The organism is Streptomyces sp. NPDC004435 (assembly GCF_042873895.1).
GTDB lineage: Bacteria > Actinomycetota > Actinomycetes > Streptomycetales > Streptomycetaceae > Streptomyces.
This window is the reverse complement of sequence record NZ_JBIAMB010000025.1, coordinates 105,951-132,815: the sequence shown is the minus strand read 5'-3', so window position 1 is coordinate 132,815 and position 26,865 is coordinate 105,951. Positions and strand designations below refer to the sequence as shown.

24 protein-coding genes are annotated in these 26,865 nt (G+C 73.8%); 13 read left to right on the top strand and 11 right to left on the bottom strand.

Annotated features, from left to right (window positions below):
- The 3 genes from ACFYT9_RS34190 to ACFYT9_RS34180 form a co-directional block, all read right to left on the bottom strand.
- On the bottom strand, positions 1-218 hold a 218-nt coding region (locus ACFYT9_RS34190), incomplete at its 3' end, for an adenosylhomocysteinase (RefSeq protein ID WP_389169888.1).
- Positions 215-1,774 (bottom strand): alpha/beta fold hydrolase, encoded by a 1,560-nt coding sequence (locus ACFYT9_RS34185; RefSeq protein ID WP_389169885.1) that lies wholly within the window; start codon positions 1,772-1,774, stop codon positions 215-217. The genes ACFYT9_RS34185 and ACFYT9_RS34190, both read right to left, overlap by 4 nt.
- A gap of 19 nt (positions 1,775-1,793) precedes the next feature.
- Positions 1,794-3,263, bottom strand: a complete 1,470-nt coding sequence (locus ACFYT9_RS34180) for an MFS transporter (RefSeq protein ID WP_389169884.1) — start codon at positions 3,261-3,263, stop codon at positions 1,794-1,796.
- 271 nt (positions 3,264-3,534) lie between these two features.
- On the opposite strand from ACFYT9_RS34180, the gene ACFYT9_RS34175 reads away from it, so the two are divergent.
- The 7 genes from ACFYT9_RS34175 (at position 3,535) to ACFYT9_RS34145 (ending at position 11,856) form a co-directional block, all read left to right on the top strand.
- Positions 3,535-3,858 (top strand): 2Fe-2S iron-sulfur cluster-binding protein, encoded by a 324-nt coding sequence (locus tag ACFYT9_RS34175; RefSeq protein WP_387280219.1) that lies wholly within the window; start codon positions 3,535-3,537, stop codon positions 3,856-3,858.
- Positions 3,858-5,099, top strand: a complete 1,242-nt coding sequence (locus ACFYT9_RS34170; protein ID WP_387280221.1) for an NAD(P)/FAD-dependent oxidoreductase — start codon at positions 3,858-3,860, stop codon at positions 5,097-5,099. The genes ACFYT9_RS34175 and ACFYT9_RS34170 overlap by 1 nt, the downstream gene beginning before the upstream one ends.
- A 35-nt stretch (positions 5,100-5,134) precedes the next feature.
- Complete coding sequence (locus ACFYT9_RS34165; protein WP_389169881.1) at positions 5,135-6,355, top strand: cytochrome P450; 1,221 nt, start codon at positions 5,135-5,137, stop codon at positions 6,353-6,355.
- A gap of 40 nt (positions 6,356-6,395) precedes the next feature.
- A complete protein-coding gene (locus ACFYT9_RS34160; protein WP_387280226.1) occupies positions 6,396-6,926 on the top strand; it encodes a nuclear transport factor 2 family protein in 531 nt (176 codons plus the stop codon).
- A gap of 203 nt (positions 6,927-7,129) precedes the next feature.
- Complete coding sequence (locus tag ACFYT9_RS34155; protein WP_389169878.1) at positions 7,130-8,815, top strand: MFS transporter; 1,686 nt, start codon at positions 7,130-7,132, stop codon at positions 8,813-8,815.
- A gap of 391 nt (positions 8,816-9,206) precedes the next feature.
- A complete protein-coding gene (locus ACFYT9_RS34150; protein ID WP_387280245.1) occupies positions 9,207-10,433 on the top strand; it encodes a cytochrome P450 in 1,227 nt (408 codons plus the stop codon).
- A 34-nt stretch (positions 10,434-10,467) separates the two neighbouring features.
- Positions 10,468-11,856 carry an NDP-hexose 2,3-dehydratase family protein gene (locus tag ACFYT9_RS34145; RefSeq protein WP_389169875.1) on the top strand — a complete coding sequence of 463 codons (1,389 nt, stop codon included), beginning with the start codon at positions 10,468-10,470 and terminating at the stop codon, positions 11,854-11,856.
- A gap of 73 nt (positions 11,857-11,929) precedes the next feature.
- On the opposite strand, the gene ACFYT9_RS34140 is transcribed toward ACFYT9_RS34145, so the two are convergent.
- Positions 11,930-13,201 (bottom strand): glycosyltransferase, encoded by a 1,272-nt coding sequence (locus ACFYT9_RS34140; protein ID WP_387280249.1) that lies wholly within the window; start codon positions 13,199-13,201, stop codon positions 11,930-11,932.
- A gap of 153 nt (positions 13,202-13,354) precedes the next feature.
- On the opposite strand from ACFYT9_RS34140, the gene ACFYT9_RS34135 reads away from it, so the two are divergent.
- A complete protein-coding gene (locus tag ACFYT9_RS34135; RefSeq protein WP_387280251.1) occupies positions 13,355-14,530 on the top strand; it encodes a winged helix DNA-binding domain-containing protein in 1,176 nt (391 codons plus the stop codon).
- A 69-nt stretch (positions 14,531-14,599) separates the two neighbouring features.
- Here the strand turns inward: ACFYT9_RS34135 and ACFYT9_RS34130 are convergent, their stop codons facing one another.
- The 3 genes from ACFYT9_RS34130 to ACFYT9_RS34120 all read right to left on the bottom strand — a co-directional run bounded on the left by ACFYT9_RS34130 (position 14,600) and on the right by ACFYT9_RS34120 (position 17,472).
- Positions 14,600-15,544: an NAD-dependent epimerase/dehydratase family protein gene (locus tag ACFYT9_RS34130; protein ID WP_387280253.1), complete on the bottom strand. Its 945-nt coding sequence runs from the start codon at positions 15,542-15,544 to the stop codon at positions 14,600-14,602.
- A gap of 6 nt (positions 15,545-15,550) precedes the next feature.
- Positions 15,551-16,291, bottom strand: a complete 741-nt coding sequence (locus ACFYT9_RS34125) for a class I SAM-dependent methyltransferase (protein WP_389169870.1) — start codon at positions 16,289-16,291, stop codon at positions 15,551-15,553.
- Positions 16,292-16,383: 92 nt separating this feature from the next.
- On the bottom strand, positions 16,384-17,472 hold the full coding sequence (locus tag ACFYT9_RS34120; protein WP_389169867.1) for a winged helix DNA-binding domain-containing protein: 1,089 nt from the start codon (positions 17,470-17,472) through the stop codon (positions 16,384-16,386).
- A gap of 267 nt (positions 17,473-17,739) precedes the next feature.
- Here ACFYT9_RS34120 and ACFYT9_RS34115 point away from each other — a divergent pair, with 267 nt between their 5' ends.
- Positions 17,740-18,054 carry a hypothetical protein gene (locus ACFYT9_RS34115; protein WP_389169865.1) on the top strand — a complete coding sequence of 105 codons (315 nt, stop codon included), beginning with the start codon at positions 17,740-17,742 and terminating at the stop codon, positions 18,052-18,054.
- A gap of 90 nt (positions 18,055-18,144) precedes the next feature.
- Here the strand turns inward: ACFYT9_RS34115 and ACFYT9_RS34110 are convergent, their stop codons facing one another.
- The gene (locus tag ACFYT9_RS34110; RefSeq protein WP_389169862.1) at positions 18,145-19,179 is read right to left on the bottom strand and encodes a zinc-binding dehydrogenase; all 1,035 of its coding nucleotides are present in this window, start codon (positions 19,177-19,179) and stop codon (positions 18,145-18,147) included.
- Between the two features lie 269 nt (positions 19,180-19,448).
- Between ACFYT9_RS34110 and ACFYT9_RS34105 the strand changes: the two genes are divergently transcribed.
- Together ACFYT9_RS34105 and ACFYT9_RS34100 are read left to right on the top strand one after the other, a co-directional pair.
- Positions 19,449-19,832 carry a hypothetical protein gene (locus ACFYT9_RS34105; RefSeq protein ID WP_387278228.1) on the top strand — a complete coding sequence of 128 codons (384 nt, stop codon included), beginning with the start codon at positions 19,449-19,451 and terminating at the stop codon, positions 19,830-19,832.
- Between the two features lie 9 nt (positions 19,833-19,841).
- Positions 19,842-20,981, top strand: coding sequence for a glycosyltransferase (locus tag ACFYT9_RS34100; RefSeq protein ID WP_389169859.1), 1,140 nt, complete (start codon positions 19,842-19,844; stop codon positions 20,979-20,981).
- Positions 20,982-21,044: 63 nt separating this feature from the next.
- Here ACFYT9_RS34100 and ACFYT9_RS34095 read toward each other — a convergent pair whose 3' ends face one another.
- The 3 genes from ACFYT9_RS34095 to ACFYT9_RS34085 form a co-directional block, all read right to left on the bottom strand.
- The gene (locus tag ACFYT9_RS34095) at positions 21,045-21,908 is read right to left on the bottom strand and encodes an NAD(P)H-binding protein (protein ID WP_389169856.1); all 864 of its coding nucleotides are present in this window, start codon (positions 21,906-21,908) and stop codon (positions 21,045-21,047) included.
- A 201-nt stretch (positions 21,909-22,109) separates the two neighbouring features.
- Positions 22,110-22,877, bottom strand: a complete 768-nt coding sequence (locus ACFYT9_RS34090) for an SDR family NAD(P)-dependent oxidoreductase (RefSeq protein ID WP_387278222.1) — start codon at positions 22,875-22,877, stop codon at positions 22,110-22,112.
- A gap of 33 nt (positions 22,878-22,910) precedes the next feature.
- Positions 22,911-24,161: a methyltransferase domain-containing protein gene (locus ACFYT9_RS34085; protein WP_389169853.1), complete on the bottom strand. Its 1,251-nt coding sequence runs from the start codon at positions 24,159-24,161 to the stop codon at positions 22,911-22,913.
- A 114-nt stretch (positions 24,162-24,275) separates the two neighbouring features.
- Between ACFYT9_RS34085 and ACFYT9_RS34080 the strand changes: the two genes are divergently transcribed.
- The gene (locus tag ACFYT9_RS34080; RefSeq protein ID WP_389169851.1) at positions 24,276-25,523 is read left to right on the top strand and encodes a CaiB/BaiF CoA transferase family protein; all 1,248 of its coding nucleotides are present in this window, start codon (positions 24,276-24,278) and stop codon (positions 25,521-25,523) included.
- A 210-nt stretch (positions 25,524-25,733) separates the two neighbouring features.
- Positions 25,734-26,855: a DegT/DnrJ/EryC1/StrS family aminotransferase gene (locus tag ACFYT9_RS34075; protein WP_387278216.1), complete on the top strand. Its 1,122-nt coding sequence runs from the start codon at positions 25,734-25,736 to the stop codon at positions 26,853-26,855.
- Positions 26,856-26,865 lie beyond the last annotated feature (10 nt).

Here is a 26,865-nt window from a genome sequence, read left to right as displayed (position 1 = left end):
AGGGCGACGAGGGTCTCGATGAGGACGGCGGTCTGCACCGTCATGTGGAGGGAGCCGGTGATCCGGGCGCCGGCGAGCGGCTGCGCCTCGGCGTACTCGCGGCGGATCGCCATCAGGCCGGGCATCTCGTGCTCGGCGAGCGTGATCTCCTTGCGGCCGAAAGCCGCGAGGGACAGATCCGCGACCTTGAAATCCTGGTGGTTCGCCGGTGTCGTCACGAGTGGGTGCTCCGAATCTGTGCGGGGAGGCCGGGGAGGTCCGGGAGGTCGGTGGTGACGGGTGCGTCGGGCGCCTCGGGTGTGTCCGGGGCGTCGCGGGAGACGGCGGGGCGCGGTGCGGCGCCGGCGACGGTGGTCCGTGCCGGAGGCAGTTCGCCTCGGGTGAGGTAGGCGTCGACCAGGGTGTCGACCCGCTGGTTCGCGCCGAGGACGTAGATCTCGTGCTCGCCGGAGTCCGCCACGGTGATCAGGTGGTGGCCCAGCCGCTCGGCCATCGCGACCCCGCCGGCGTAGTGGTCCATGATGTCGCCCTCGGACTGCACGACGATCCCGACGGGGAAGTCGCCGCCCGTGACGGTCACCGTCGGTTCGGGCGCGGTGAAGGTGCGGAAGGTGCCGACCCACGGCTGGGCGCGCAGCACTCCGTAGCCGTACGGGTAGCGGGTGCGGTAGTCCCGCATGGTGGCGTAGTAGCCCTCCAGGTCGGTGGGCCAGTCGTCCTCCAGGGTGATCGCGTCCAGGACGCCGCTCCGCAGCTCGCCCTCGTTGTCCGAGGGCCGCCACAGGCGCTGCCCCGACAGGGCCTCCTTCGCCCGGTCGAGGTCGTCGGACACGGTCGCCGCGCGCAGGGTCCCGATCAGGTCGCCCAGGTCCTCCCACTGGGCGCGGTCCGCCGTGCGGTATCCCATCGCCCCGTCGAGCAGGGTCCGCAGATGCGGGGTCTCCGCCTTCCGCTCCAGCTGGGCGGCGACGTCCTCGACGGTCCCCAGGACCTCGTCCGGCGTCCGGCCGAGACCGAAGCGGCCGTGCCGCTCGCCCGCCCAGCGGGCCCACCGGTCGACGTTGCGCCGGATCGCGTCGCCCTGCGAGAGGAACTGCTCGTACCAGGACCAGTCGGGGTTGACGCAGGAGTCGAGCACGCTGCGGTCCAGGTGCTCGGGGAAGAGCGTGGCGTACGCGGCGCCCACCGAGGTCCCGTAGGCGTAGCCGACGTAGCTGATCCTGTCCTCGCCGAGCACGGCGCGGATGACGTCCAGGTCCCGGGCGATGTTGCGGGTGCTGATGTGCGGGCGCAGCTCGCCGCCGCCGCGCAGGCACCCGAGCTCCCTGAGGCGCATGTCCTCGGCGATCAGCGGGAAGTCCTCGTCGGGCGGCCGGGAGTCGAACGGAGCCTTGGGGACGGTGACTTCGGCGTACAGACGGGTGGAGTCGCCGAGGCCCCGCGGGTCGAAGCCGACCAGGTCGTACACCTCGTGCGGCGCCGTCCCGACGAACCGGTCCGCGAGGCGGCGGCCGAGCCCCCAGTCGCCCCCGGGGCCGCCGTTGAGGGAGAGCAGGACGCCGCGCCGGCGGTCCGGGTCGGTGGCGCGGTGGCGGGAGAGCGCGAGGGTGAGCCGGGGGCCGTCGGGGTCCGCGTAGTCACGGGGGACCTCGATGACCGCCCGTTCGCGGCTGCCGTCGGCGTCCGTCTCGGGCGTCCAGACCGGGCGCTGTGCGTGGAACGCGCGCAGGGCGTCGGGGAGGGGCGGGTGCGACCGTTCGGTCGTGAGGGCCACGGTGGGTCTCCGTTCCTTGTCAGGCGGACAGCTTGGGGGCGCCGCCTCGAGAGGGTCTGGAACCTCTCCTGACCGGGACGGCCAGCGCGGCCGGCAGCGCGGCGGCCGTGAACAGGGCGGCGGTGGACAGGGCCAGGCCGTATCCGGCGGACGAGGCGTCCACCGCGTTCCTCCCCGCGGCGAGGCCGTCGGAGATGCGCGCGCCGGACAGCGTGGCGAGGACGACGAGGCCGAGCGCGCTGCCCAGCTGGCGGGTGGTGTTGAGCAGCCCGGAGGCGAGTCCCGCCTGGTGGACGGGGAGGCCGTGGGTCGCCGCGTTCGTCGTCGCGTTGATCACCGCGCCCATGCCGACGCCGAGCAGCAGGGTGGGGCCGAGCAGGTCGGCGGCGAACGTGGCGTCCGGCCCGGCCGCCGAGAGCCACAGCAGTCCGCAGGACGCGGCGGTGAGCCCGGTGAGCAGGACTGGCCTGGGGCCGAGGCGCGGCAGGTGCGGTGCGATGCCGAAGCCGCCCGCGGCGATGCCGAGCGAGAGCGGCAGATAGCTGAGTCCGGTCTCCAACGGGCTGTATCCGAGGACCTGTTGGAGCATGAGGGTGAGGAAGTAGAAGGTGCTGAACAGGGCGGCGATACTGAAGAAGGCCACCAGGTTCGCCGCGCTGACCGTGCGGTTGCGGAAGATCCCGAGGGGGACGAGGGGCTGACGGCCGGGGCGGGCCTGGAGCGTCAGGAAGGCGGCGAGCAGGACGGCGGCGGCGGCCAGCGAGCCGATCGTCCGCGGATCGCCCCATCCCCGCGCGGGCGACTCCGCGATGCCGTACACGAGGGCCATCAGCCCGAGCGTCACGGTGGCCGCGCCGGCCAGGTCGAGCCGGACGCGGTCGCGGCCCGGGGTGGCCGGTACGCCGCAGCGTACGGCCGCGAAGAGGGCCAGGCCGATGGGTACGTTGATCCACAGGCTCCAGCGCCAGGAGAACCACTGGGCGATCACGCCGCCGAGCAGGACCCCGGCGGCACCGGCCGCGCCGGAGGTGGCTCCCCACGCCCCGTAGGCGCGGGCCCGTTCGGCGGGCCCGGTGAAGGTGGTGCCGAGCACCGCCAGGGTCGCGGGCGTCATCACGGCGGCTCCCAGACCCTGGAAGGCGCGGGCCATGACGAGCAGGGCGGGGTCGCCCGCGAAGCCGCCGACCGCGCTGGCCGCGGTGAACAGGCCGATGCCGCAGAGGAACATCCGGCGCTGCCCGTAGAGGTCGGCCAGCCGCCCGCCGAGCAGCAGGAATCCACAGACGGCGAGGGTGTAGGCGCTGTTCACCCACTGGAGTCCGGCGCGGGAGAAGCGGAGTTCGTCGGCGATCACCGGAAGGGCCACGTTGACGACCGAGGCGTCCAGCACGGTCATGAACTGGCTGACGCAGCAGGCGGCCAGGATCAGGCCGGTCCGCCGGGCGGGGGCGCGGGCGGTCGCGAGGAGCGGCACGGGGGGAGCGGTCATGGGGAGGGAAGGTGCCCGGGACGCGTCGACGGCGTGTCGGGGCCGGGTCGCGGCCGGGTGGAGCGGGGCGCGGGGGCGGGCGGCGGCCGACCGGTTCCAGGGAGCCCCGGCGTACGCGCGGCCGGTCGTCCGGGGTGCGGACCGGCACCCGGTACAGCGGGGCGGCGCGAGGGAGCCGGTGTTCGAGAACGTCTCAAGGCGCACCCCAGTTCGGGTCGGCAGAGTCGTGGCACCCATCCGCGGCCTGCCGACGTTCATCGAGGAGAGTGCCATGGCCAAGATCACCTACCGGCATCCCGACGGCACGGTCACCGTCGTCGACGTGCCGGCGCCCAACACGGTGATGCGCGGCGCGAAGCTCAACAACATCGACGGGATCGAGGCCCAGTGCGGCGGCTCGGCCCAGTGCGGCACCTGCCACGTCTACGTGGACACGAGCAGCCCGGTCGTCCTGCCGGAGATGGACGAGGTCGAGGACGACGTGCTCTACGGCACCGCCTCCCCGCGCCGCGAGAACAGCCGGCTCAGTTGCCGGCTGCCGATCGGCGACGAGCTCGACGGGCTCGTGGTGGACCTGCCGACGGCGCAGAGCTGATGGCGCTCCCGACGGTCGTCGTCGTGGGCGCCGGGCAGGCGGGCTCCGACGCCGCGGCCGCCCTGCGCTCCCGCGGCTTCACCGGCCGGATCGTCCTGCTCGGCGACGAGCCGGAGCCGCCCTACCGCAAGCCCCTGCTGTCCAAGGAGTACCTGCTGGCCGAACCGGCGGCCGAGGACCTCGAACTGCGACCGGAGTCCTTCCACACCGCCCAGGGCATCGAGCTGATGACCGGTGAGCGCGCGGTGCGGATCGACCGGGACGCGCGGCGGCTGCTCCTGGCCTCCGGCCGCGAGCTGTCCTACGACCACCTCGTGCTCGCCACCGGCGCCCGCCCGCGCAGGCTGTCGGTCCCGGGCGCGGACCTCGCGGGCGTCCTGGCCCTGCGGACCCTCGCCGACGCGCGCGCCCTGCGCGCCGCCCTGGCCGGCACCGGGGACCTGCTGGTGGTCGGCGGCGGGTTCATCGGGCTCGAGGTCGCCGCCGCCGCACGGACCCTGGGCGTGCGGGTCGCGGTCGTCGAGACACGGGACCGCCTCATGGGTCGGTCCGTGAGCGAGCCCATGGCCCGCCACCTCGCCGGACTGCACACGGAGCGGGGGGTGCGCGTCCTGCTCTCCGAGGAGCTGGCCGCCCTGCACGGCGAGAACGGCCGCGTGCAGGTGGCCGAGCTGGCGAGCGGAGAGCGGATCGCGGCCGATCTGGTGGTGGCCGGCGTCGGCGTGCTGCCGAACACCGCGCTCGCCGCCGACGCGGGTCTGGAGGTGGGGGACGGGGTCCTGGTCGACGCCCGGCTGCGTACCAGCGACCCGCTCGTCCACGCGATCGGCGACTGCGCCCGGTTCCCCAGCCGGCACGCCCGCCGGCACCTGCGCCTGGAGTCCGTGCAGAACGCCGCGGACCAGGCCCGATGCGTCGCGGGGGCGATCCTCGACCCCGCCGGAGCGCCCACGTACGACGCCGTGCCCTGGTTCTGGACCCAGCAGTACGGGGCGCGCCTCCAGATCGCCGGCGTCACCGACGGCCACGACCGCACGGTGACCGCGGGCGACCCGGCCGGCGGACGCTTCTCGGTCTTCTGCTTCCGGGCCGGCCGGCTCCTCGGCGCGGAGTCCGTGAACCGGCCCGCCGACCACATGATCACCCGCAGGCTGCTGGCCACCGGAGACCGCTCGCTCACTCCGGACGTCGTGGCCGCCCCCGGATTCGACCTGAAGCACCGGCAGTTCCAGCCCGCCTGAGCCGCGGACCACGCCCAGACCCGAAGGGAATCACGATGACCGCTCCCGCCGAATCCGCCGTCGACGCCGGGGAGAAGACGTTCCCCTACGCGCGCGCCTGCCCGTTCAGCCCGCCCGCGGAGTACGACGAGATGGTGAAGGAGGACGTGTCGCAGGTGACCCTGGACGGCTCCGGGCTGCGCATCTGGACCGTCACCGGCTACCGCACCATCCGCGACCTGCTCACCGACCCGCGGCTCAGCGCCTCCCGCAAGCACGCGAACTTCCCCTTCTACTTCATCGCGCCCCCCGAGTACCGCACGGAGACCTCCTTCATCGGCTACGACGGCGAGGACCACGCCAGGACCCGCCGCAAGGCGGCCCTGACCTTCACCAGCAGGCAGGTGAAGCGGCTGCGTCCGCGGATAGAGGAGATCGTCGACGAGCACATCGACAGGATGCTCGCGATGAAGCCGCCGGTCGACTTCCACCGGGTGTTCTCGCTGCCCGTGCCGATGACCGTCATCTGCGAACTGCTCGGCATCCCGCAGGACCAGCACGACTTCTTCATCAAGCACGGCACCGCCCTGCTCGGCGGGCACAGCAGCACCGAGGAGCGGCAGGCCGCGATCGTCGAGGTCAACGCGTACGTCAGCGACCTCATCCAGCGGAAGAAGAAGGAGCCGGGCGACGACCTGCTGAGCCGAGCGATGGCGGACTACGAGGCGTCCGGCGAGGAGTACACCGACCGCGACCTGTTCAACATAGTCCGGCTGCTCATGAACGGCGGCCACGAGACCACGGCCAGCCAGATATCCCTGGGCACCGCCTGCCTGCTGGAGAACCCCGACCAGCTGGAACTGCTCAGGAACGACCCGTCCCTGGTCAGGCCGGCGGTCGAGGAGCTGGTCCGGATCGCGACCATCGGCGACACAGCCATCCCCCGGGTGGCGCTGGAGGACATCGAGGTCGCGGGCAAGGTCATCCGCAAGGGCGACGGCATCCTCTTCCTCGGCCTCGCGGCCAACCGGGACCCCGAGGTCTTCCCCGAGCCGGAGAAGCTGATCATCAGCCGGGGCAGCCGCAAGCACCTGGGGTTCGGCCACGGCGTGCACCACTGCATCGGCGCCGACCTCGCCCGGCTGGAGCTGGAGATCGTGTGGAGCAAGCTCTTCCAGCGGGTCCCCACCCTGCGTCTGGACAAGCCCTTCCTGGAGATCCCGCGCAAGGAGGGCGCGGTGATCTACGGGTTGTGGGGGCTTCCCCTCACGTGGTGAACCGCCGTACCGCCCGTCCGACCCAGGGAAAGGAAGCCCAGTGTCCCAGGCGACACCGCACACCGCACAGCGCGTGACCCCCGAACTGTACGTGGAGGTCCAGCAGTTCTACGCGAGCCAGATGCCGCTCCTGGAGGAGCGGAGGCTCGTGGAGTTCCTGGAGACCTTCACCGAGGACTGCACGCTCGAACACGTCCCCTACGGGTGGCGGTTCGACGGCCGCGAGCAGCTGCTGAAGGAGATGTCGGCCCGCCGCGGCGACGCCTCGAAGCCGCGCGCCGAGGAGACCTCGGCCCGTCGCGCCCGCGAGGAGAACATCGCGTACTACGACGGTCTCGTCTACCGGTACTGGTTCGACCGCATGCTGATCACCCCGGCCGAGGACGGGACGGTCGGGGTCCGCTACCAGGCGATGGTGAGCATGACCGACGCCCAGGGCAAGGTCAGCTTCGAGCCCACCACGGTCGTGGAGGACGTCCTCGTCCGCGAGAACGGCTCGCTGCTCACCCGGTCCCGGGTCGTCACGCACGACTCCGCCCAGTGGGCCGACAAGATCCACAACCCGGGCTGACCCGCCGGCCGCCGCCCGGGACCCCGCCGCACCGCGGGGTCCCGGGCGGCGGCATTTCCTGGCCGAAAGGCATGGAGTGGCCGGTTCCGGATCCGCGCCCGCTCGAGCCGCGCTCAAGCGCCTGGCCGTCTCATGGAGATTCCCGGGACCCTGCGCGGGCCCCGGCCGACGGGGGATGGCAACGCGACAGATTGGGATCTCTGATGACAGAAGTAGCCGCCTCCGCCGCCCCACCGCCGAAGGCGGGGCGACGGCAGTGGATCGGGCTGGCGGTCCTGGCACTGCCGGCCATGCTGATCTCCATGGACATGACCGTCCTGTACCTGGCGGTGCCGGCCCTCAGCGCCGACCTCGCCCCCACCAGCTCCGAACTGCTGTGGATCCTGGACATCTACGCCTTCCTGGTGGCCGGATTCCTCATCACCATGGGCAGCCTCGGTGACCGCATCGGACGCCGCAAGCTCCTGCTGATCGGCGCCGCGGCCTTCGGCGTCGCCTCCGTGATCGCCGCGTACGCGGACAGCGCCGAGACGCTGATCGCCGCGCGCGCCCTGCTCGGCATCGCCGGGGCCACCCTCATGCCCTCCACGCTGGCCCTGATCCGGAACATGTTCCACGATCCGGGGCAGCGGGCCAGCGCCATCGCCGTGTGGATGACGGCCTTCATGGTCGGCATGTCCATCGGTCCGCTCGTCGGCGGGGCCTTCCTCACGAACTTCTGGTGGGGCTCGGTCTTCCTGATGGCCGTGCCCGCCATGGTGCTGCTGCTCGTCACGGCCCCGGTGCTGCTGCCCGAGTACAAGGACCCCGCCCCCGGCCGGCTCGACCTGCTGAGCCTCGTGCTCTCGGTCGGCGCCATGATCACGCTGGTGTACGGCGTCAAGGAGCTCGCCAAGGACGGCATCGCCGCCGCACCGCTGGTCTACGTCGCCGTCGGCGTGGTGCTCGCCGGTGCGTTCGCCCTGCGGCAGCGGTCGCTGGAGACGCCCCTGCTGGACCTCAAGCTCTTCGCCAACCGGAAGTTCAGCGCCTCGCTGGGGACCATGACCCTCGTGCTGTTCGCCATGGCCGGCATGTTCCTGTTCATGGCGCAGTACCTCCAGCTGATCCTCGGCATGTCGCCGTTCGAGGCGGGTCTGTGGACCCTGCCGCAGACGGCGGCCATGATGGTCGTCGGAGCCGTCACCCCCGCCCTGGTCAAGAAGTACCGGCCGGCGTACGTCATGGCGGCGGGCCTCGCCGTCGGCGTGATCGGCTGCTCCCTCTACACCCAGCTCGACGGCGGCCAGCTGGCCCTGCTGGTCACGGGCAACGTCATCTTCGCGCTCGGCATCGGCCCGATGACCATCATGGGCACCGACATGATCCTGGGCGCCGTGCCGCCCGAGCGGGCCGGCGTCGCCTCCGCCATGTCCGAGACGAACCAGGAGTTCGGCACCGCGCTCGGCGTCGCCGTCCTCGGCAGCATCGGCACCGGCGTCTACCGGAGCGACCTCGCCGAGAACATGCCCGCCGGGATCGACGGGCAGACCGCCGAGGCGGCGAGGGACACGCTCGGCGCGGCCCTCGCCACCGCTGAGCAGCTGCCGGGCGACACCGGCGCCGCCCTCGCGGCCGCCGCGCGCTCCGCCTTCACCGAGGGCCTGCACCTCAACGCCACCGTCAGCGCCGCGCTCATCGCGGTCGCCGCGATCCTCGTGGCCGTCCTCCTCAAGCACGTCCGCCCGACCGCGCCGGAGGGCGAGGACACCGGCGCCGGCACCCCGGACGGCGAGGCGGCGGAGCCGGAGGCGGCGGCCGACCCCGAGTCCGCCGCCGCGGCCGTCGGGAGCACCCCGGCCGCCCCGGCGAAGGAGCGACCGGTGGCGGAGGGGTCCCCGGGCCGATGAGGCCCTCCTGACACCTCCGGCGGCTCCCCACCGCCCCGCCACGCTCCGTGCGGCCCCCCCCCGCGGCGAGAGCCGTACCCACCCCGGGTACGGCTCTCGCCGCGCGCGCGTTCGCCCCTCCCGGGGCCGGACCGCCCGAGAACCGGGCATTCCCCCCGGGCCGGACCGCCCGAGGTCCGGGCATCCCCCTCCGGGTCCGACCGCCCGAGGTCCGGGCATCCCCCGGGCCCGACCGCCCGGACCTCCCGTCAGGCCCTCGGCCACCGCCCGAGGGCCTGGCGAGCACTGCTCGAGCACCCCCTCCTACCGTGCGGCTGACCATGCCAGACGGGCCGTGGCGGCGGACGGGCGCACCGCGCCGAGCCGTGCGGCGACAGCGGAGGTGTCAAGCGTGTCTGCCCCTCGAGAAACCGATCTGTTCCCCTTCCCGGGCTCCTCCTACCGAGGGCCGGACCCCCGCTACGCGGAACTGCGGGACGAGGAGCCGGTGGTCCGCGTGCGCACCGCCGGCGGCGTCGACGCCTGGCTGGTGACGCGCTACGACCATGTGCGCGAGCTCTCGGCCGACCCCCGGCTCAGCCGCGCCAGGGCGTGCGGACCCGGCGCCCCGCGCGTCGGCGGCACCATGCACACCACCCCCGAGATGATCATCTCGCTCGACTCGCCCGAGCACTCCCGGCTCCGCAAGCTGGTGGCCGGCGCGTTCACGCTCCGCCGCGTCGAGCGGATGCGGGCCGGTGTGCAGCAGGTCGCCGACGAACTGCTCGACGCGATGCAGGCCCAGACCGGACCGGTCGACCTCGTCCAGGCCCTGGCGGTGCCGCTGCCCCTCACCGTGATCGGCGAACTGCTCGGCGTACCCCCGGCCGACCTGCGCGACTTCGAGAAGTGGGCGCGGGCCTTCGCCACCGTCGACGACCGGGCGGGCGGCGAGGAGTCCCTCGCCGGACTCGCGAAGCTCAGCGAGTACATCGTCGGTCTGGTCGCGGACAAGCGGGCCACCCCGACCGACGACATGCTCTCCGAGCTGATCGCGGCGCGCGACGAGGGCGACCGCCTCAGCGAGGAGGAGCTGGTCACCTTCGGCTTCACCCTCATCGGGGCCGGCTTCGACACCACCGCCAACCAGCTCGCCAACTCCGTCCTCGCCCTGCTCGTCGACCACCGCGACCAGTGGGACCGGCTCGTCGCCGACCCGGCCCTGATACCCCGGGCGGTCGACGAACTCCTCCGCCACGTCAACCTCTTCGCCACCGACACCACCGGCTTCCCGCGGGTCGCCGCCGCCGACATCGAGATCGGGGGCGTGACCATCGCCGAGGGCGACGCCGTCCTGCTCGCCCTGGCCTCCGCCAACCGCGACCCGGCCGTCTTCACCGACCCGGACCGCCTCGACCTGGACCGGGAGCGCAACCCGCACATCTCCTTCGGCCACGGCGTCCACCACTGCCTCGGCAAGCACCTGGGCCGCATGGAGCTGGAGATCGCCCTCGAAGGCCTCCTGCGCCGCTTCCCCGACCTGCGGCTCGCCGTGCCCGAGCGCGAACTCCCCTGGCACACCGGCGAGATCAACCACACCCTCACCAGCCTGCCCGTGACCTGGGGGGAAGCGGAATGACCCGCCGCCGGCCCGCCCCGGCGGGAGGGGACACGTGAGCACGGCCGTCCGGCTCCTGCGGCCGCGGACGGACACGGACCTCCCGGACCGGCTCGCCCGCTCGGCCGCCGTCCGCGACGCCGGCGCCCAGCTGCGCACCGACGCGTTCGACGCCTGGCTGGCCGCACGCGGCCGGGCCCACCGCTTCGCCGTGGAACGCGTCCCCTTCGCCGCCCTCGACGGCTGGCGCTTCGACCCGGCCACCGGCGACCTCGGCCACCGCAGCGGCCGGTTCTTCACCGTGCGCGGACTCCGCGTCCGGGTCGGCGACGGCCCGGACGCGGAGTGGGAGCAGCCCGTCATCGAACAACCCGAGGTCGGGATCCTCGGCATCCTGGCCAAGGAGTTCGACGGCGTCCTGCACTTCCTGATGCAGGCCAAGATGGAACCGGGCAACCGGAACCTGCTCCAGCTCTCACCGACCGTGCAGGCCACCCGCAGCAACTACACACGGGTGCACCGGGGCGCCGGAGTCCGCCACATCGAGCGCTTCGTCCACCCCGCGCCCCAACGGGTCCTCGCCGACGTCCTCCAGTCCGAGCAGGGCTCGTGGTTCTACCGGAAGTCCAACCGGAACATGATCGTCGAGACCGTCGACGACATCCCGCCGCACGAGGACTTCTGCTGGCTGACCCTCGGCCAGATCGGGGAGCTGCTGCGCCGGGACAACGTCGTGAACATGGACGCCCGCACGGTCCTGGCCTGCGCCCCCGTCGCCCGGCACGAGGCCGGGGCCCTGCACCCCGACACCGAGGTGCTCTCCTGGATCGCCGGCGAACGCTCCCGGCACCAGGTGCGCACCCGGCTGGTGCCGCTGGGCGGGGTACGCGGCTGGGCGCGGGACGAGCACACCGTCCGGCACGCCGACGACCGCTACTTCCGGGTGGTCGCCGTCTCGGTCGAGGCGGGCAGCAGGGAGGTGAGCCGCTGGACCCAGCCGCTCCTGGAACCCCGGGGCCTCGGCGTCAACGCCTTTCTGACCCGCCGCTTCGACGGCGTGCCCCACCTGCTGGCGCACGCCCGCGTCGAGGCCGGCTTCCTCGACACCATCGAGCTCGGACCCACCGTCCAGTACACCCCGGAGAACTACGCCCATCTCGCCCCCCGGGACCGGCCGCCCTTCCTGGACACGGTGCTCCGCGCCGACCCCGCCCGCTTCCGCTACGCCGCGCTGCACTCGGAGGAGGGCGGCCGGTTCCTCAACGCCGAGAGCCGGTACCTCTTCATGGAGTGCGACGAGACCGAGGCACCGCTCCGGCCGCCGCCGGGCTACCACTGGATCACCCCCGGCCAGCTCGGCTCCCTCGTCCGGCACGGCCACTACGTCGACGTGGAGGCCAGGACACTGCTCTCCCTGCTCACCACGGGGGCCGTCACCCTCTGACCGCACATGCGAAAGCCGTCGCCCGGACACCCCGCGAAGGTGTCCGGGCGACGGCCTTCCTCCCGCGGGACGCTCAGCGGGGCGGCAGCGGCGCCGTACGGTGCCGGGCGGCCAGCAGCTCCAGGGTCGGGACCACGTCCACCGGACCCGGCATCGCCAGCCACTCGGCGTGCAGCGTGCCGGCGCCTTTGCGGAAGACCGGCTCCTCGATCAGCCGCTCGATGCTCCGCCGGATCTCCTCGGGGGACTGCCGGGTGTGGTTCACCGCGAGCCCGCCGTCCCGGCTCGTCACGTAGTCGGCGTACGCGGCGCACTCCAGCTCGCCGCTCGTCTCGATCAGCTGCGGCACCCGGTGCGACACGGCCGCCGCGAACGTGCCGCCGCCCCCGTGGTGCACCACGGCTGAGCAGGTGCCGAGCAGATGGCTGAGCGGCACGAAGTCGACGGTACGGGTGTTCTCCGGGACCCGCTGACCCGCCAGCTGCTCCGCGTCGAAGGTCGCGACCACCTCGGCGTCCAGGCCGCCGACCGCCTCCAGGACGTCGGCGATCAGGTCCCGGTCGGTGATTCCGAGCGCCCGCCCCGACGTGCCCAGGGAGACCGCCACCCGGGGACGCTCCGGGCGCGGGTGCAGCCAGCGCGGCAGCACCGCGCCGCCCGAGACGGGGACCCGGCGCACCGACACGACCCTCGGCTCGACGGCCGGCAGCCGCAGCGCGGTCGGCGTCGGATCGATGGTCCACTGGCCGAGCACCAGCTCGTCGTCGACCTCCAGTCCGTACCGCTCCGCGATCGGCGCCACGATGGCCGCCGTCGGATCCGCGCCGCCCGCCGCGAGGATGCGCTCCCTGCCCCAGGCCCAGTAGTCCGGTCCGCACAGGATCCGGGCGTGCGCCGCCCCGCACAACCGCGCCGCCACGGCGGCGGCCGGCCACTGCTCCCACACCACCAGATCGGGCTGCCAGGCGCGGGCGAAGGCCACCACGTCGTCCACCCCCGGCGCCGCGGCCCCGCCCTCCGGGACGGTGTTGTACATCCGCACCGCCCCCAGGAACAGGGTGAACATCTCCGCGGCCGGACGGTCCGCCGGATCCTCCGCCAGCAACGCCAGCAGCCGCTCGCTCTCCTCCTCGCCGGGCATGAACTCCTCGGCCCCGTCCAGCGAGGTCATGGTGTCGCCGGTGCCGATCTCGACCGCCGTCAGGCCCGCCGCGCGGATCGTGCCGGTCAACAGGGGGTGGGAGGCGACACACACCTCGTGGCCCGCGCTCTGCAGGGCCAGGGCGAGCGGCACCGCGGGGTACAGGTGCGCCGCCATCGGCCAGATCGTGAACATGATGCGCATCAGGCTCTGTCCTTACGCAGTCGGGATTTCGGCGACCGTGCCACCGGACGCTCGACGGGATCTGGAGCCCCGCTCCAGCTGCGCGTTCGAGCCGGACGCGAGCGCGGTGCGCGATAGTGGGCGGTCGGTGTCGAACCCGGAGGAGCGCAGAACATGAAGGACCGTGCGGCAGAGGTACCCGTTCTCCCGTGGGCCGGGGTGTCCGCACGGCGGCTGGAGCGCAGCTCGCTGATGCCGACGGGCACGGCCACCGACCCGGCGGACGTGGTGACCCGGCTGTGCGGCGCGCACGCCCAAGTGCTCTCGGCGGCCGAACTGTCCGTCGGGCTGCGGCTGTCGGGGACCACCCGGGTGGGCGTGCGCGAGGCGCTGTGGACGGAGCGGACCCTGGTGAAGACGTACGGGCCGCGCGGCACCGTGCACCTGCTGCCCACCCGCGACCTGCCGATGTGGACGGGGGCGCTGTCCGCCCTCCCGCCGTCGTCCGGCAACGCGCGCGGCGGTCAGCAGCTGCTCACCCCCGACCAGATCGACCAGGTCGTCGCCGCCGTCGCGGACTCGCTGGAGGACGCGGAGCTCACCGCCGACGAACTGACGGAAGCCATCGTGGAGCGCACCGGCTCCTGGGCCGGCGACCCGGTCATGGAGGCCTTCCAGGGCAAGTGGCCGCGCTGGAGGGCCGCCATGGACCTCGCCGCCAACCGCGGCGCGCTGTGCTTCGGGCCGACCCGCGGGCGCAAGGTCACCTACACCAATCCGCACCGCTGGCTGCCCGGCTTCACCCCGCAGGAGGGGACCGCCGCCCTCGCCGCCCTCGTGACCTCGTACCTCCACGCCTTCGGGCCCGCGACGCCCCAGCACTTCGCCCGCTGGCTGGCCGCCCCGAACCGCTGGGCCACCGAGCTGTTCGCCTCGCTCGGCGACGCCCTGGAGGAGGTGGAACTGGCGGGTGAGCGCGCCTGGGTGGTTGCCGGGGACACCGCCGTGCCCGACGCCCCGCCCAGCGGCCTGGTGCTGCTGCCGTACTTCGACGCGTACGTGGTCGGCTGCCGGCCGCGCGACCTGCTCTACCCCGGCGCCGCGTCCGAACGAGCCCTCGCCGCCGGCCAGGCGGGGAACTTCCCGGTCCTCCTCGTCGACGGGCAGGTCGCCGGCGTCTGGCACCAGCGCCGCTCCGGCAGGAAGCTGCACGTCACAGTGGAGGAGATCACCCCGCTGACCGGCGTCCTGCGCAAGGAACTCGACGCCCAGGTGGCCCGGGTCGGGGAGATCCTGGAGGGCCGGACGGAACTGACCCTCGGCAGGGTGACGGTCGGACCCCACGCCTGACCGGAGGGCCCGGGGTCCGGTCGCGGCACCCTGCCTGACCGGAAGTCCCCGGGTCCGGTCGAGGTGCCCTCAGCTCCGCCACATGTCGACGAGCGAGGTGCGCAGCGGGACCCGCGGCGACCAGCCCAGCAGCCGCGCGGCGAGCCGGTTGTCGACCCGCATCCAGTCGGAGCCGAGGCCGTCGACGGGACGCAGGTCCCTTCGCACGGTCCCGGCCGGCAGGCCGGTGACGGCGAGGAACAGGTCCACCAGCTCCGGGACCGGGGTCGCGGTGCCGCTGCCGATGTTGACGGCACGTCCGTCCACCGGCGCGGCAGCGGCCAGCACGACGGCCCGCGCGACGTCGCGCACGTCGACGAAGTCCCGGCGGGCCCCCTCGGCGACGGTCAGCCGCACCCCCCGCTCGCCCGCCGCCGCGTCGCGCAGCCGGGACAGCAGCTTCCCCAGGAAGGCCGCCGAGGAAGGATGCGGCCCGCACACATTGGCGAGCCGCAGCACCACCGCGGACACGGTTCCGGCCCGGGCCGCGTCCAGCACGGACCGGGTCCCGGCCAGCCGGCTGCGGGTGTAGACGTTCACCGGCGCGGGCGTCAGCGACTCGCCCATCAGGGTGCCGTCCGGGACCGGCCCGTACTCGTGCATCGACCCCAGGTGGACCAGCCGCGGTCGCCCGGGGAGCCGGGCCAGGGCCGCCAGCAGGCGCTCCACGGCGTGCACGTTCGCGGCGGTCATCTCCTCGTCGGAGCGGTCCCAGCCGTCGGTAGCGTTGGCCCCGTCGGTGGCGTTGACGACGATCCCGACCCGCTCCCGGTCCAGCAGCTCCGCGAGCGCGTCGGGGCCGGCCGCGGTCAGGTCGAGCCGCCGGAACGCGCCCGGCGGGAGGTGGGCGGCGTCGTTGCGGGCCAGTGCGAGGACCTCGTGGCCCCGGTCGGCGAAGGCGGCCAGCAGATGGCGGCCCACCCAGCCGGTGCCGCCGATGACGGCGACACGGGCGGGACGCGGCGGCTCAGTCACCGTGGTTCACCGGGCGTGCCCCAGGGTGGCGGCGAACATGCCGACCTTCGTCCCGCGCTCCCGGTACTGCACCGTGCAGCCCGCCCGCTCGAAGGCCGACTCGTACTCCGAACGCGTGAAGAGCTTCAGGTCGTGGCTGTCGATGAAATGCTCCACGCCCGAGGCGGAGTCGGCGACGAGGTAGTGCGCGAGCACCCGCGCGATGTCGCCCTCCTCCCGGGTGGCGTGCGAGATCCGGGAGATGGTGCGCCCGCCCTCGGTGGCCAGGGTGCTCATGATCTGCCCGGGCACGAACGTGTCGGGGAAGTACCACGGCTCCAGGACGACGACGCCGCCCGGGTTGAGGTGGCGGACGAAGGACTCCGCCGTGGCGTCCAGCTCGTCGGTGTCGCGCAGATAGCCGACCGAGCTGAACATGCAGGTGATGACGTCGAACGTGCGCTCCAGCCGGAAGCCGGCCATGTCGCCCTGGTGGACGGGGACGTCCGGCAGGTTGTGCCGGGCGAGCCGCACCATGTCCTCGGAGACGTCCACGCCCTCGACATCGTCGAAGCTCTGGCGGAAGTACCGCAGGTGAGGACCGTTGCCGCAGGCCACGTCCAGCAGGGACTTGGGGTCGGTGCCGAACTCGCGGGCGATGGACTCCGCTTCGGCGGCCTCGGCCCGGTAGTCCTTGCGGCGTGCCCGGTACACGGCCTCGTAGATCTCGGCACGGGTGTAGATCTGGCCGAGACTTTCTCTGCTCATCGGATCCCTTTCCGGAGGTGTCCGCCCGGTGGAGCCCGGTCGGCGCACCCCCGATGCTGTCCCGCGCCGCTGGACCGCCCATGGAGAACGGCTCAGGCCTCGACCGCGATGTCCTCCGGCGCCCCGGTGCCGGCGACGAAGCCGAAGAGCGACCGCGCCTCGCCGAGCACCGCGTCCTCCTCGGCGCGGCCCAGCGGCCGGAAGGGGGTGATCCGCAGGGCGCCGTCCTTGAACGACCAGGAGCCCCGCACGAAGCCGTCCACCAGGAGGAGCGGCACGCCGAGCGCCGCGACCGGGGCGATCCGCCGCCGGTCGGCGTCACTGATCAGCCGGGTGCGGTCCTTGTGCCCGAGCGCCGCGTTGTCGAACGCGGGCAGGAAGCGCACCGGTGCCGGGGTCTCGGCGTCGGCGACCGGCGCGTCCGGGAGGTCGTACAGCTCCTTGCCGTCCACGGTGCGGAACATCCGCAGCGGCAGGGACTCGACGACCTCGCGCAGCCGGGTCAGCCCCGACCACGCCTGGACGTCCAGGATGCCGGCCGGGCCGAAGGCGGCCAGGTAGCGCGTGACCATGGTGCGCGGATCCGGCCGGGTGGCCGTCGGGACGCCGGTCCAGTCGTGGGCGAGAGCCAGCGGTGTCGTGGTGCGGTTGCCCCAGGCGCCCCAGACGCCGTTCGGCGGCGGGTACACGACGGGCTCCAGGAGTTCCACCACGGAGGCGAGCCGGGCGCCGTGACGGCCGGCGAAGCGTTCGCCGAGCTGCCGGCCCAGTGCGGCGCGGGTCAGATCGCCGCCGCGGATGAGCTCGCGTCCCGCCGCGGCGAGCTCCTCCGTGTCCAGCCCCTCGACGTGGGGGGCGAAGTAGCCGTGGGCGAGAGCGCCGCGCACGACGGGCTGCACGGTGGGCCGCAGCCACGCGAAGTCCTCGGCGGCCGCCAGGTGCTGCGTACGCCGCACCATGGTGCCGCGCACCACGGCACGGTCCTCGTACAGGTCGGTCAGCTCCTTGTGGGCGAAGCCCTCGGCCCGTGTCCACAGGCCCACATAGGGCCAGTTGGGCTCCTGCGCCTGCATCGCGACCAGGTGCCGGACGATGTCGATCGCGGGGAGGGAGGTCCGCTCCAGCAGGAACTGCCGCTCCAGCAGGGTCCGGTTCAGTGTCCGCAGACTGAGCACTCTCATGGGACCACCGTGCCGGGCGCGGCTCGAGCGGCGCTTGACCGGGGCCCGAGCGGCGCCACGGCCGTCCGGGACGGAGCAGGCCCCGGTCCGTGCCCCGGCGGGCCGGTCGAGCCGGCCCCGAGCGGGGCGGCCGACCCTGGCCGGATGACGGAGAGCGGGCCGAAGCCGGGACCGGGGTCGGAGCCGGGACCGGGACCGGAGACGCGGTCGGAGACGAAGCCGGGGCCCGTGACGGAGCCGGGGCCGGTGGGGCGTTGGAGCGTTCGGGTGGAACGCCGGGGGCGGTGGACGACGAGTGTCTTCCGCTTCGCCGCCGACGGGACGGCGCTGCTGCTGGAGGGCGGGACGGGCACGGGCGTCTGGTGGGACCTCGGCGCCGGACGCTTCGGCTTCCGCGTGGTGGAGCCGCTGGCCGGGGACGATGGCCGCGGCGCGGGGCGGGTGGTGATCGCGCAGACGGCGGTGCTGACCGGCCGCGCCTTCACGGGCGAAGGCGTCTCGACGGTCCACGACGCGGCGGACCGGGTGGTCCGCCGGCTGCGGGTCCGCGTCGAGGCGACCACCCTGCCGCCCGCGCGCTGACGGCCCCCCGGGGACGGCCCCCCCGGGGACGGAGACCCGGTACGGCCCCGTACCGGGTCTCCGCCACCGGGTCTCCGCCGACCGGGCCCGTCAGCCCGCGAACCGCACGGCGACGTTGCCCCGGTGCCGGCCGGCGAGCAGGTCGAGGAGCGCGCCCGGCGCCTGCTCGATGCCCCCCTCGACGACGGTCTGGGGGAAGACGAAGCGGCCCTCGGAGAGCCACCGTGCGAGGTGCTCGGTCCACGCCTGGATCTGCTCGGGCGTGTGGTACGTGGCGAAGGGCCGCAGCTCGATGTGGCGGGTGATGGCGGTCAGGAGGTCGAAGCGCGGCCGGCCGCCCGTCCCGCCGATCTGCCCGGACAGGGCACCGCAGAGCGCGAACCGGGCGTGCGGGGCCGCCGCCTGCACCGCGGCCTCGAACTGCTCGCCGCCCACGTTGTCGAAGAACACGTCGATGCCGCTCGGCGCGAGCTCGCGCAGCTGGTCGAGGACCGGGCCGTCGTGGTAGTCGAAGGCGGCGTCGTAGCCCAGCTCGTCGACGAGGTAGGCGACCTTCTCCTTGCTGCCGGCGCTGCCGATCACCTTGGAGGCGCCCCGGCACTTCGCGATCTGCCCGGCGAGCGAGCCCACCCCGCCGGCCGCTCCCGACACGAAGACCACGTCGCCCGGGCCCGCCTGCGCCAGGGTGGCCATCCCGTAGTAGGCGGTGGGCCCCTGGCTCAGGAAGTACGACGAGCTGGGGAAGAGTCCGGCGTCGAGCCGGTGGAACCGGTCGGCGGGCGCGGTCGTGTACTCGCCCCAGCCCGCCATCATCTGGACGACGTCGCCGACGGCCAGGCCGGGGTCGGCGGACCGCACGACCGTCCCCACCTCGCCGCCGCCGATCCGGCCGCCCACCTGGTACGGCGGCACGGGCAGCGGGCAGTCGGGGCGCATCAGGTCCTGGTAGGCCGCGGCCACGAAGACGTGGTCGGTGCGGACCAGGACCTCGCCGGGGCCGGGCTCCCTGACCTGGACCTCGGCGATGTCGAAGTGGCCGGGGGTGATCGCGCCGTCGAGATGGCGGGCGAGCCGGACCTCGCGGGCCGTCTCCGGGATCGCGGGCGTGCTGGCGTCGGTGGTCATGGTGCTCCTTGGCGGTCACGGCGGGAGGTCGGGAAGGACGTGCCCCCAGCCTGTCCACCCCCGCGCGGACCCGGGGGGGGGCGCCCCGGGGGGGGGGGGGCGGGGGGGGGCGGGGGGGGGGGGGGGGCGGCCGGCCCCCCCCCCCGGCCCCCCCCCGCCCCCCGGGGGGGCGCCCCCGGGGCCCCGGGGGGCCCCCCGACGGTTCGAGCGGGCGTCGAGGCGGGCGGCCTAGCGTCGCCGGACCAGCCATGGGCAAGGGGAGGAGCAGAGTGGACGAGTCGGCAGCGAGCACGCCGGGACCGGAAGGCACCTGGACGGAGCGGTTCCGCCTGGAGGGCAAGGAGTTCGTCAGCACCTTGCACCTCACCCCCGAGGGCCGGGCCTTCATCCTGGCCGGCCCGGCGCCGGGCGGCGGCGGCGCGGGCACCTGGACCGCGACCGGGGAGGGCCGGTTCTCCTACCGGATAGCCGAGCGCCTGGTCGACGAGCAGGGCGCCTACCTCGGCTGGGTGGACATCGACCACCACGCGGTCCTGACCGGCGACACCTTCACCAGCAGCGGGGTCTCCACGGTCCGCGACCCCGACGACCGGGTGACCGCGAGCGTCGAGGTCGAGGCCGAAGCCCTGCGCGTCAGCCCAGCCAATCCGTAAGGAGTCATCGTGCGCATCCTGTTCTTCACCGGTGGAGGCCGAGCGACGGTCCACGCCCTGCTGCCCCTCGCGTCCGCGTGTCGCACCGAGGGCCACGAGGTGATCGTGGCCGCGCCGCAGGAGGACGTCGCCGCCGTCACCGAGCACGGCCTGCCCGCCTTCGCGATGTCGGAGATGGGCGTCTTCAAGGCCATGTTCTGGGACCGGGACGGCAACAAGCTGGACCGTCCCCGGGGCGAGGCCGCCGAGTGCGAGTTCGCCAGCCGCGGCTTCGCCCGGATGGCGGCGGACAGCTTCGAGCGGCTGGCCGACCTGGCGGACCACTGGCGTCCGGACCTGGTCGTCGGCGGCACCCGCAACTACGGTGCCGCGCTGATCGCCCACCACGCCAAGGTCCCCTACGTCTGCCAGGCCTGGGACGCCCTGGAGCGGGACCCGCAGGACCTGGAGTACGTGGCCGACGAGCTCCGTCCGGAGCTGGCGAAGCTCGGTCTGGACACCTTCCCCAGGGAGGACCTGTACGTCCACATCACCCCGGCGTCGCTCCGGCCCGAGGGCGCCGAGCCCGCGCAGTACATGCGGTGGACGCCCGGCTCCACCCAGCTTCCGCTGGAGCCCTGGGTCTACCGGCGTACCGAGCGCAAGCGGGTCCTGGTGACCTCCGGCTCGCGGGCGGCCATGATCGACACGCTCGGCGTCGCGTTCTTCCGGCCGATCCTGGAGAACCCCGTCTTCCAGGACGTGGAGCTGATCGTCGCCACCCAGGAGCCGGTCGCCGAGGCGCTGCGCGCCGAGTGGCCCGGCATCCGGGCGGGTTACGTGCCGCTCGACACCGTCGTCCCCTCCTGCGACCTGCTGATCCACCACGGCGGAGGCCAGACCTGCATGTACGCGGCCGCCGCCGGCGTGCCCCAGCTGGTCTTCCCCGACATGCTGGCCTCGGCCATCCCGATGCGCCGCTTCGACGCGTACGGCGCCTCGATCACGCTCAACCTGGTCGAGCCCCCGGAGCGGATCGAGGAGGCGGGCCGCGCGATCCTCACCGACCCCTTGTACCGGGAGCGGGCCCGCGCCCTGGCCGAGGAGATCGCCGCGCTGCCGAGCACCTCCGCGATCGTGCGCAAGCTGGAGGAACTGGCCGGCCGCTGACCGCCCCGCCCCCCACGCGGCCCGATGTCCCGCCCACCGGCTGGGGCATCGGGCCGGCGGCGTTCAGCGGAAGTCGTCCGCGTGGTCCCGCGCCCACCGGGCGAAGTCCAGCGCCGGCCGCCCGGTCGCCTCCTCGACGTCGGGCCAGGGGCGCAGCAGAGCGGAGTAGTCCTGGTCGGACAGGCCGTCCTCGCCCGCGCCGTCCTCGCCCGTGTAGTCCTGGTAGCCGAGCAGGAACTCGGCGTTCTCGGCGGCGAATCCGCCCTGCGCCCGCATCAGCCGCAGCGCCTCCTCCCGGCTCACCTCCTCCAGCCGCACGTCCTCGCCCAGCGCGTCCCCGATCGCCCGCACCTGCTCGCGCGCGCTGATCGGCGCGGGCCCCGTCAGGGTGAGCGCCCTGCCGAGGAGCCGGTCCTCCAGCAGCGCGGCGACGGAGACGGCGGCGATGTCCGCCTCGTGCACCGGCACGCCCGTCTCGTCGGGGAAGGGGTAGCGGACCACCCGCTCGGCGCGGATGTCCGGCCCCCACAGGTGCAGGCGGTTCGTCATGAACTCGGCGGGGCGGACGTGGGTCCACTCCAGCCCCGACTCCTCGATCGCCTTCTCGGTCGGGCTCTCGTACAGCCCGATCGTGACGGCCGCCGCGGAGAGGTCCGCGACGCGACGCACCCCGGCCTCGCGGGCCAGGTCGACGACCTCCCGGGCGGTCTCCTCGACCGGGAACAGGTGCAGCCCGTCGACGTCCTTGAAGGCGGGGGCGAGTCCGTCCGGAACGGAGAGGTCCCCCTGGACGACCTCCACGCCCGGCGGCAGCGAGGCCCTCGCCGGATCGCGGGTCAGCGCCCGCACCTGGACCCCTGCCGAGAGCAGCTGGTCGACCACGTACCGGCCGACGCCGCCGGTCGCGCCTGTCACCAGAATCCTCATGTTCGTCTCCTGCGCTGGGAGCCGGCGTCACGGCCGACACGGACTGACGGGTAGCCGGGTCAGTCTCATCGACGCGTGGGCCGCTCCGGCGGAACGCGGACACGACGCGCCGGAACGAGTGTCCACGGGAACGCATGTGCGGGCGCCGTCCGGAGCGGTCGTTCCGCTTCGGACGGCGCCCACCCGCCTGCCGGTCGCTGTTCAGCCGCCGGCGATGTCCAGCCCGCCGTCGATCGTGACGACCTGGCCCGTGACCAGCGCGTTCGCCGGGTCGGCGAGGAAGGTCAGCCAGCGTGCCACCTCGTCGGCCTCCGCGACCCGGCCGAGCGGGATCGTCCCCGCGACCCCGGCGAACAGCCCCTCCACCTGCTCGGGGCCGAGACCGTTCGCCGCGTACGCCTCCGTACGGACGAAGCCCGGCGCGACGGCGTTGACGCGGATGCCGCGCGGAGCCAGCTCGGCGGCCCAGCTCCGGGTGAAGCTGTCCACGGCGGCCTTGCTCGCCGAGTACAGCGAACTGTCCACCCCCGGGTTGTGCCCGCCCCGGCTGGAGACCAGCACCAGGGTGCCGCCGGGGGAGCGCAGCAACGGCAGCAGCTCGGCGGTGAGCAGCACCGGTCCGAGCACGTTGGTGTCCAGGACCTCCCGCGCGGTGCCGGGATCCAGCGCCGCCAGCGGGGTGAACCGGAAGACGCCGGCGTTGTGCACCAGGACGTCCAGCGTCCCGCCGCCGTGGGTGCCGACCGCCTCGGCGACGGCGCGCGCCCCTTCCTGGGTGGTCACGTCGGCGACGACCGGGACGACGGCCGGACTCAGCGCGGCCACCTCGTCCAGCCGCTCCTTGCGGCGACCGGTGACGATCACCGCGGCCGCCCCCAGTCCGGCGAACGCCAGCGCGGCCGCGCGGCCGATGCCGGTGCCGCCGCCGGTGACGACCACGGTCCGGCCTTCGAAGGTCTTCTCGGGCATGGTGGGGCTACCTCCTCCGCTGCGGTGGCCGGGTCAGACGACGTGGACCGTGGGGACGTAGAAGATCCACTTGCCGCCGCTCTCCTGGAAGCCCCGCTCCTTGCGCATGATCTCCTCGGCGTGGTTCCAGGCGAAGAGGAGCGCGTAGTCGGGGTAGTCGCCCGAGAACCGCTCCGCGGGCACGACCGGGATGTGCGCCCCGGGGGTGAGCCGGTCCTGCTTGGCGGGCGTGGTGTCGCAGACGTAGTCCACGAGGTCCGGCCCGATCCCGCAGAAGTTGGTGACGGTGGCGCTCTTGGCGGTCGCCCCGTACGCGGCGACCGTGCGGCCCTCGGCGCGCAGCCGGGACAGCAGGGCGACCAGCTCCGTGCGGATCCGCTTGACGTTCGCGGCGAAGGCCTTCAGCGTCGGCAGGGAGCCGAGGCCGCGCCCGGCCTCCTCGGCGACCAGCGCGGCGACCGCGGGCGAGGGGGTGCGGGCGCCGGACCGGGCGAGGGTGTAGCGCACCTCGCCGCCGTGCACGGTGAGCCGCTCGACGTCGACGAGTTCGAGGCCGAAGCGGGCGGCCATCGCGGACACCGAGCGGGCCGTGAAGAAGTAGTAGTGCTCGTCGTAGATCTGGTCGAAGGACGTCTTCTCCACGATGTCGCCCAGGTACGGGTCCTCGAACACGAACACGCCGTCAGGGCCGAGCAGGGCGCCGACGCCCCGCAGGACGGAGTCCATGTAGGGGATGTGGCACAGGGTGTTGGCCGCGAAGATCACGTCGGCCGGGCCGTCCTCCGCGCGGATCTCGGCGGCCGTCCGCTCCTCGAAGAAGTCGTTGCGCACCCGGATGCCCGAGGCGGCCGCGACCTTGGCCACACCGCCGGACGGCTCGACGCCCAGGTGCCGGACGCCGGCCTCGCTGACGGTGCGGAGCATGATGCCGTCGTTGCAGCCGATCTCGACGACGAAGGGGTCCGCCGACGTCAGCTCCTTCTCGATGAAGCCGCGGGCGGTGGCGGAGAAGTGCTCGCGCATGACCGAGGAACCCGAGGAGTGGTACGGGTAGTCCTCGTGGAACATCTTCTCCCGGGGCACCTCCTCGGTGAGCTGGACCATGGCGCAGTCGGCGCACACGCCGACGGCCAGCCGGTAGAAGAACTCGCCCTCGGTGCGCGCCGGTTCGGGGAAGGCGTCCGACAGGGGCTGCCGCCCCAGGTCGAGGAACTCGGTCACCTCGCCGTCGCAGATGCGGCACGTGGCCGCGCTGGTCTCCGTCGCGCGGGTCGGGTCGCTCATGAGCGGACTCCTTCTGATCGTGGAACCGGGGATGCGAGTGGGCCGGAAGGTGCCACCCCGGGCTCGAAGTCGGCTCGAGCCCGCTCATAGCCGCGGCTCCTACCGTCCCCGGCCATGGAGACGACAAGGACGAGCTTCCGCGGCCCGCGGCCCACGGGCCCGCCGACGGGAGAGACCGGTCCGCGACGCGGACCGCTGGCCGGGCTGCGGATCGTCGAACTCGCGGGGATCGGCCCGGTGCCGTTCGCCTGCATGATGCTGGCCGACCTCGGTGCCGAGGTGATCCGGGTCGACCGGGCAGACGGCCGACGGCCGTTCGGCGGCTGGCACCGGGTGCTCGACCGGGGCCGCCGCTCGGTGGCCCTGGACCTCAAGGACCCCGAGGGCGTCGCCGCGGTGCTGCGCCTCGCCGACCGTGCCGACGTGGTCGTCGAGGGCTTCCGGCCCGGAGTCGCCGAGCGGCTCGGGATCGGGCCCGAGGCCTGCCGGGACCGCAACCCCGCCCTGGTCTACGCCCGGATGACGGGCTGGGGCCAGGACGGACCGCTGGCGAGCGCGCCCGGCCACGACATCAACTACATCGCGCTGACCGGGGCGCTGGACGCGATCGGCACCGACGGCGGCGCGCCGGTGCCCCCCGTCAATCTGCTCGGGGACTTCGCCGGCGGCGGGATGCTGCTGGTCTGCGGCATTCTCGCGGCGCTCCACGAACGCCGGAGGTCGGGGCTCGGGCAGACGGTCGACACCGCCATCGTCGACGGCACCGCCTCGCTCCTCGGGATGCTCCTCGCCATGCGCGACGAGGGGTCCTGGGACGGCCCGCGCGGAGCCAACCTGCTCGACGGAGGAGCCCCCTTTTACACCACCTACCCGTGCGCGGACGGCGGCCACGTGGCCGTCGGCGCTCTGGAGGAGCGCTTCTACGCCGACCTGATCGCCGGACTCGGCCTCCCGGCCCACTCCCTGCCCGACCGCGCGGACCGCACCCGATGGCCCGCCCTGCGCGAGGCGTTCGCCGCCCGGTTCGCGACCAGGAGCCGGGACGCCTGGACGGAGGCCTTCGCCGGCACCCAGGCCTGCGTCACCCCCGTGCTCACCCTGCCGGAGGCCGCAGGCCACCCGCAGCTGAGCGCGCGCGGTACCTACATCGACACCGGTACGGGGACCGAGCCCGCCCCCGCGCCCCGCTTCGACCGGACCCCCGCGCCGGACCCGGGGCCCGCGCCGACCCCGGGCGAGCACACCCGCCAGGTGCTGTCGGAGAGCGGGCTCACCCCCTCGGAGATCGACGCCCTGATCGCCCGCGGCGCCGCCCTGGCGGCCCACGAGGAGCCGCTCGCCCCCCACCGCACCACGGTCTGAGCGGCCCACGAGGAGCCGCTCGCCCCCCCCACCGCACCACGGCCTGAGCGGCCCACGACGAGCCGCTCGCCCCCCGCTGCCCCAAGGCCTGAGCGGCCCGCGCGCCACGACCCGGGCGCGGCGCGACACCACGGCTTGAGCGAGGCGCGACCACCCTGGCTCAACCTCCCCTCCATTCGACCGGAGAGACCGATGGAGGCTGATCCGTCCATGACCACCCACGTCTGGGACTACCTGCCGGAGTACGAGAAGGAGCGCGCGGATCTGCTGGACGCGGTGGAGACCGTGTTCTCCTCCGGCCAGCTCGTGCTCGGCAAGAGCGTGCGCGGCTTCGAAGAGGAGTTCGCCGCCTACAACGGCGTCCGGCACTGCACGGGCGTCGACAACGGGACCAACGCCGTCAAGCTGGCGCTCCAGGCGCTCGGCGTCGGCCCCGGCGACGAGGTCATCACCGTCTCCAACACCGCCGCGCCGACCGTCGTCGCCATCGAGGGCACCGGCGCCCGCGCCGTCTTCGTCGACATCGACGAGTCCGACTTCCTCATGGACACCGCGCAGGTCGAGGCGGCCGTCACCCGCCGCACCAAGGCGCTGCTCCCGGTGCACCTCTACGGCCAGTGCGTCGACATGGCCCCGCTGGAGCGGATCGCCTCCCGGCACGGCCTCGCCGTCGTCGAGGACTGCGCCCAGGCGCACGGCGCCCGGCACCACGGACGGCTCGCCGGCACGATGGGCGACGCGGCGGCCTTCTCCTTCTACCCGACCAAGGTCCTCGGCGCGTACGGAGACGGCGGGGCGGTCGTCACGAACGACGACGGCACCGACGCGGCCCTGCGCCGGCTGCGCTACTACGGGATGGAGAAGGTCTACTACGTGGTCCAGTCCCCGGGCCACAACAGCCGCCTGGACGAGGTGCAGGCCGAGATCCTGCGGCGCAAGCTGACCCGGCTCGACTCCTACGTCGAGGGCCGCCGCGCCGTCGCCCGGCGCTACGAGGAGGGCCTCGGCGACCTGGTCGCGCCGGACGGCCTCCGGCTGCCCGTCACCAACCCGGGCAACGAGCACGTCTACTACGTCTACGTCGTGCGCCACCCCCGGCGCGACGAGATCATCGAGCGCCTGAAGCGCCACGACATCGCGCTCAACATCAGCTACCCCTGGCCGGTCCACACCATGACCGGCTTCGCCCACCTCGGCTACGCCCCGGGCGCGCTCCCGGCCACCGAGGCCGCCGCGGGCGAGATCTTCTCGCTCCCCATGTACCCGTCACTCCCCGTGGACGTGCAGGACAGGGTGATCTCGGCCCTGCGCGACGTCCTCGGGGAGTTCTGAGGAGGCTCCG